Raw genomic sequence first — 270 nt, 5'->3', positions numbered from 1 at the left:
TCAATCGGCGCACACGTTTCTCACGTGTGTATCGCTACTCATGCCTGCATTCTCACTCGTGAACCGTCCACCACTAGCTTCCGCTGCGGCTTCACCCGGCACACGACGCTCCCCTACCCATCCCAGCCTCCGTTGGGAGTATGTGCTGGAATGACACGACTTCGGCGGTACGCTTGAGCCCCGCTACATTGTCGGCGCGGAATCACTAGACCAGTGAGCTATTACGCACTCTTTCAAGGGTGGCTGCTTCTAAGCCAACCTCCTGGTTGT

1 rRNA gene is annotated in these 270 nt (G+C 57.4%); it reads right to left on the bottom strand.

The annotated features are described in order from the left end of the window. Positions 1-270: ribosomal RNA gene (locus ACNFOC_RS56025) — 23S ribosomal RNA — on the bottom strand; the annotation flags it as partial.

The sequence above is a fragment of the Streptomyces colwelliae genome, from assembly GCF_048158785.1.
Classification (GTDB): domain Bacteria; phylum Actinomycetota; class Actinomycetes; order Streptomycetales; family Streptomycetaceae; genus Streptomyces.
Note: the sequence above shows the minus strand (reverse complement) of the source record. Positions and strands in the feature narration are given on the sequence as shown.